Genomic DNA, 5635 nt, shown 5'->3' with positions numbered 1-5635 from the left:
AATACCGGCCTGTCACGCCGGGGGTCGCGGGTTCGAGTCCCGTCCGCTCCGCCAGTCTTGGAAAGCCGCTACAAACCATCGGTTTGTAGCGGCTTTTTCATTTTCCGCTTCCGTGCGGGAAGCGCCGCCTGCCGGATGCCCGCTGAATTGATTCATCGGGCGGATGACACCTCAGCGGTGGTCATCTTTTTCGCGCCTGATTTCATGCCGCAAGGACTGAACCTCTTCGCGCAGGTGCCTGATTTCGCGCATCAGTTCGTGCTCTATCTGCAACTCCTCGCCCTGCTCGACATCTTTCTCGACAAAAATAGCCGCCAGCGAGGCCGTCGCCAGCGACAGCACCGCCAGCCCCAGCAACACCACGATAACGGCAAACACGCGCGACGCATGCGTGCTGGGAACGACATCGCCATAGCCCACGGTAGCCGCCGTGGTGAAGGCCAGCCACAGGCCCTCTGAAATGGTGTGCACCCCCGGATCCAGTAGCCAGAAGCCTATGCCGCCCAGCAACAAAATCGCGCCGCAGAGAATCAGCGAATAAAAAACGCCCTGGCGGGCAATGTGTACTTTTCTGGGGTATTTTTTGGGGGGCATGGCAGGCTGTGCGTCTCGCGAATTGAAGTCCTGATTATTGTCCGGCGCCGGCTCGGGCCCACAATCGGAGCCATGCGTAAACATCTTTCAGAAACGACCGGCGCGCAGCGCCTGGGCTTTGGCTTGCTGGCCGGCGTGGCCACCGCAGGGATGCCCATGCCGCTGGCGTGGCCGTTTCGCGGGTTGCTGGGCTGGTGCGTGGGCATTGCGGTCTATTTGCTGCTGGCCTGGTGGTTGTGCGCCCGCTTTGATGCACGGCGAACGCGTGCACGGGCCCAGGCGCAGGACGAGCCCAGTGTGGTGCTGTTTTTGCTGATGCTGCTGGCCACCCTGGCCTGCGTGGCGGCCATTACCGTCATGATGCATCAGAGCCGGGACCTGTCGGGCGTGCTGCGCACCTTTCATGTTGTGCTGTCCATGACCGCGCTGGCCGCCTCGTGGCTGTTCATACAGACCATGTTTGCGTTTCGCTATGCCCACCGTTATTACCACGAGGAAAAGCTGAACGAGCCTGTGGGACCCGGCCTGCAGTTTCCCGGCGGGCTGGAGCCGGACTATTTCGATTTTTTGTACTACGCGCATGTGGTTGGCATGACCTCGCAGGTGTCCGATGTGCAGGTCACCTCGCGCGCCATGCGCCGGCTCACGCTGGTGCATGGGGTGCTGTCTTTTGGCTTCAACATGCTGATCCTGGCACTCAGCATCAACCTGATGGCGGGCGCGCTGCCCTAAACCCACCCGTCCTTTACCGTGGCAGGGTGCGGTTGCCCCGCCCCAGCCGCAACAGCCCGGTTGACAGCGCCGTGCCGCAGACAATCACCGCCGCGCAGCCCAGCATCCAGGGCGTGACGGTTTCCCCGAGAAAGGTCACGCCATACAGCACCGCAAACACCGGCACCAGAAACGTCACCGACAGCGCGCGCGGCGGGCCGGCGTTTTCAATCAGCCGGAAAAACAGGATGTAGGCGATGCCGGTGCAGACCACGCCCACGACCAGCAGCGCCAGCCAGGCCGAGGCGCCCGGCATGCGCGCCGGCCACAGCCACAGCGCTGGCAGGGCCAGCCCCAGCGTGGCGCCGATCTGGCTGCCGGCGGCCGTCACCAGCGGTGGCAGGCCGGCCAGGTAGCGCTTGGTGTAGCTGGCTGAAATGCCGTAGCACAGCACCGCCAGCAGGCAGGCCAGCACGGCCCAGCCCGACGACGCGCCCGAGGCGTCGGGCGTGAAGCTGGCCTTGTCCCAGGCCAGTAGCGCCACGCCGGCAAAGCCGACCGCCAGGCCCAGCAGGCGCGACGCCGTGAGCTTGTCGTTCAGCCAGGCCCAGGCAATCAGCGCGCCGAACATCGGCACCGTGGCGTTGAGGATCGCCGACAGCCCGGTGCTGATGGACAGCAGCGCAAACGAAAAGCAGGCAAACGGAATGCCCGAGTTGAGCAGGCCGATGAAGAAGGTCCGGCGCCAGTGTTTTTTGAGTTCCGGCAGCAGGCCGCGCAGCCACACCAGCGGCAGCAGGAACATCGCCGCTATCGCCACGCGCACGGCGGCGGTCGGCAGCGCGCCAAACTCCAGCGCACCGATGCGCATGAATAAAAACGAGGCGCCCCAGATCGCCGCCAGCAGGACAAAATCGCTGGCCCAGGGTTTGGGGGCCGCATGGGCTGCGGGCGCCATCACGCCGGACGACGGCGCGCTCAAAGCCGCGCCCCTTCGAGCGTCAGCAAGGCGGTTTTGCGCGCCAAGCCGCCGCCGTAACCGGTCAGCGCGCCGCTGGCGCCCATCACGCGGTGGCAGGGCACGACGATGCTGACCGGATTGCGTCCGACCGCGCCGCCCACCGCCCGCACTGCAGCCGGCTTGCCAATGCGCCGGCTGACTTCGCCGTAGCTGACGGTGCTGCCCTGCGGTATCTCAAGCAGCGTCCGCCATACCGATTGCTGGAAGGCTGTGCCGCAACCGAGGTCCAGCGGCAGCTCGAAATGGCGGCGCTGGCCCGCGAAATAGTCGTGCAGCTGTTGGCGGGCTTGCTTCAGGATGGGGTGGTCGGCGTCTTCGGGCCAGGCCGCTGGCCCCGTGAGTTGCACCGGTAAATAGCGCTGGTTGTCGGCAAACCAGAGCCCGGCCAGGCCGGTGGCCGTGGCCGCTATGACGATGGGGCCGAGCGGGCTGGCCACTCGGGTCTGGACGGTGGAGGGGTCGAATTTCATGGGGATCTCCTGAAGTGTCGCCGGTTTGCCTGAACGCCTGCTGGCAGGGGGTTATGGCCGGTTTTATGCATGTTTTAAGGGGCTGGCCGAATCAGGTCGGGTGCTTTCAGCTATTTTTTTGGTAGCGATTCAGGTGATTTTGGCGGCGGTGCCGCAGCCAGCAGGCCGCTCCACGCGCGAATCACGGCATAACTGCGCCACGGTTTCCAGGCCAGCGAGGCTTTTTCGGCGGCCTTGGCCGGCGTCTTGAGCGCCTGCAGGCCCAGCATTTTATGCAGCGCCACATCGCCCGCCGGAAACGCATCGGGCCAGCGCAGCGCGCGCATGGCGATGTACTGCGCGGTCCAGTCGCCAATGCCGGGCAGTTCCTTCAGCAGGGCGATGGTCGCGTTGACGTCGGCGCCGCCGTGCAATTGCAGGCGCCGGTCGGCCACGGCCCGGGCGATGCCGACGATGGCGGCCTGGCGCTGCTTGACGATGCCGAGCTGGCCCAGCGCGTCGCCGCTGGCGGCGGCCAGTGCGGCGGGGTCCGGAAACAGCCGGCTCAAGCGCGGCCACGGGGTTTCTATGGGCTCGCCGAGGCGGTCCACCATGCGCTGCGCCAGCGTGCGGGCCGCCGCTACCGTGATCTGCTGGCCCAGCACGGCGCGCACGGCCAGCTCGTAGCCATCGAGCGTACCCGGCACGCGCAGCCCGTCGCCGCTCGGAAAGCTGCCGTGCAGCACGCTGTTGATGGCGGCCGGATCGGCGTCGAGGTCAAACATCGCGCGCACCCGGCGAATCACCAGCGGCAGCGCTTCCCGCAGCGAGTCGCTGACCTGCAGCACCAGCTGGCTGCGCGCCTCGTCAAAACAGGCGCGCAGCCAGCCGGCATGCACCTTGCCGCCAGATTCGACACGAAATGTCCTGCCGGCGCAAGGCTGACCGGCATCCAGAGCGACAAATTCAATCGCGTCAATCGAGCGTTTGCTGAAAAATCCGAGCATCGCCGCCACGTCGTAAGGCGGGCGGTAGCCCAGCCGCACCGTGATGCCGCCGTCTTCGGGTCGTGCGCCCTGGCGCCGCAACTGCGTCGGGTTGAGCTGGTAGTGCGCCAGGAAGGCGGCATTGAAGCGCCGCACGCTGGCAAAGCCGCTGATTAGCGCGACCTGGGTGATCGGCAGGTTCGTGTCGGCCAGCAACTGCTTGGCGGTCAGCAGCCGCCGTGTCTGCAGATACTGCAGCGGCGACACGCCAAACTGAGCCTCGAAAATCCGCCGCACATGGCGCTCGCTCACGCCCAGCCGCACGGCCAGCCGGGCCACCGAGGGCGTAGCGTCACCCCAGGCCTCGGGTTCGTCCAGCAAGCGGGCCGCCTGGTGCGCCAGGAGGTAGGCCGCGTCCTGAATCGACCACCGCACGGAATGCGGCGCCAGTTCGGGCCGGCAGCGCAGGCAGGGGCGAAAACCGGCCTGCTCGGCCTGCGCCGCATGGGCAAAAAAGCGGCAGTTTTCACGCCTGGGCGTCTGGACGCGGCAGACCGGCCGGCAGTAGATGCCGGTGGAGGTCACGCCGGTGAAAAAGCGGCCGTCAAAGCGGGCGTCCTTTGCCTTCAGGGCCCGGTAGCAGTCGTCGTCGGCCAGGGCGGTAGTGTCGGTCGTCATGCGGAAATGATACGCCGGGCAGGGCGCTGGACCAGCCGTTTCCGGACCTGTCCCACAGGCTGTGAACCGGCGTTGCCGCAGAGGCTCCGCCTACAATCGGGCCTCGTCAACGTTCAGAAAGACTCCCTTCATGCAAGTCAATGCATCCATTTTCAAGGCCTACGACATTCGCGGTATGGTGCCGTCCACCATCAGCGAAGAGGTCGCCGTCGCCCTTGGAAAAGCCTTTGGCATGATGGCGCTGACTGAGGGCGAAACCACTGTGGCGGTGGGGCGTGACGGGCGGCTCAGCGGGCCCTCGCTCAGCGCGGCGCTGATGCGCGGCCTGGCGGCGGCGGGCGTGAACGTGGTGGACGTGGGCATGGTCACCACGCCCATGCTGTACTTTGCGGCCAACACGCTGGCGAGCAGCGGCATCCAGGTCACCGGCAGCCACAACCCCAAAGACTACAACGGCTTCAAGATGGTGCTGGCCGGGCGCGCCATTTACGGCGATGAAATCCAGGCCCTGCGTCGCATGATGGAAGCCGAAAGCTGGGCCTTGCCCGCCGCAGGCGGCCGCATCAGCCAGGCCGATGTGGAGCAGGCCTACCGCGAACGCATCGTGGGCGATATTACGCTGTCGCGGCCCATGAAAATCGTCATTGATTCGGGCAACGGCATTGCCGGCGCGTCGGCCCCCGCAATTTTCCGGGCGCTGGGCTGTGAAGTCACCGAGCTGTTCAGCGACGTCGACGGCAACTTTCCCAACCACCATCCCGACCCAAGCAAGCCCGAAAACCTGAAGGACCTGATGCAGGCCCTGAAGGACGGCGACGCCGAACTCGGTCTGGCGTTTGACGGCGACGGCGACCGCCTTGGCATCGTCACCAAGGACGGCCAGAACATTTACCCCGACCGCCAGATGATGCTGTTTGCGCGCGACGTGCTGAGCCGCGTGCCGGGCGGCACCATCTTGTTCGACGTGAAATGCTCGCAACGCCTGGCGCCCGAGATCGAGGCCGCTGGCGGCGTGGCCATGATGTACAAGACCGGCCACTCGCTGATCAAGGCCCGGATGAAAGAAGTCGACTCCCCGCTGGGCGGCGAGATGAGCGGCCACATCTTCTTCAAGGAACGCTGGTACGGCTTTGACGACGGCACCTACGCGGGCGCACGCCTGCTTGAAATCGTGAGCCGTTCGCCCGATGCGGGCC

6 protein-coding genes are annotated in these 5635 nt (G+C 65.9%); 2 read left to right on the top strand and 4 right to left on the bottom strand.

Annotated elements, in window-relative coordinates; translation table 11 throughout:
- Nucleotides 1-171: 171 nt before the first annotated feature.
- On the bottom strand, nt 172-594 hold the full coding sequence (locus IV091_RS10180; protein WP_293468285.1) for an ion channel: 423 nt from the start codon (nt 592-594) through the stop codon (nt 172-174).
- A 72-nt stretch (nt 595-666) separates the two neighbouring features.
- On the opposite strand from IV091_RS10180, the gene IV091_RS10175 reads away from it, so the two are divergent.
- Nucleotides 667-1326, top strand: coding sequence for a DUF1345 domain-containing protein (locus IV091_RS10175; RefSeq protein WP_293468283.1), 660 nt, complete (start codon nt 667-669; stop codon nt 1324-1326).
- A gap of 13 nt (nt 1327-1339) precedes the next feature.
- Here IV091_RS10175 and IV091_RS10170 read toward each other — a convergent pair whose 3' ends face one another.
- From IV091_RS10170 to IV091_RS10160, 3 genes are all read right to left on the bottom strand, one after another.
- On the bottom strand, nt 1340-2263 hold the full coding sequence (locus IV091_RS10170; protein ID WP_293468287.1) for a DMT family transporter: 924 nt from the start codon (nt 2261-2263) through the stop codon (nt 1340-1342).
- A 20-nt stretch (nt 2264-2283) separates the two neighbouring features.
- Nucleotides 2284-2796, bottom strand: a complete 513-nt coding sequence (locus IV091_RS10165; protein WP_293468281.1) for a methylated-DNA--[protein]-cysteine S-methyltransferase — start codon at nt 2794-2796, stop codon at nt 2284-2286.
- Nucleotides 2797-2906: 110 nt separating this feature from the next.
- Nucleotides 2907-4439 carry a DNA-3-methyladenine glycosylase 2 family protein gene (locus IV091_RS10160; protein ID WP_293468279.1) on the bottom strand — a complete coding sequence of 511 codons (1533 nt, stop codon included), beginning with the start codon at nt 4437-4439 and terminating at the stop codon, nt 2907-2909.
- A gap of 130 nt (nt 4440-4569) precedes the next feature.
- On the opposite strand from IV091_RS10160, the gene IV091_RS10155 reads away from it, so the two are divergent.
- The coding region (locus IV091_RS10155) for a phosphomannomutase/phosphoglucomutase (protein ID WP_293468277.1) at nt 4570-5635 on the top strand (1066 nt) is incomplete at its 3' end.

This window comes from Polaromonas sp. (genome assembly GCF_018780625.1).
GTDB lineage: Bacteria > Pseudomonadota > Gammaproteobacteria > Burkholderiales > Burkholderiaceae_C > Polaromonas.
The sequence above is the reverse complement of the archived record's forward strand: the minus strand, read 5'-3'. Positions and strand labels throughout refer to the sequence as shown.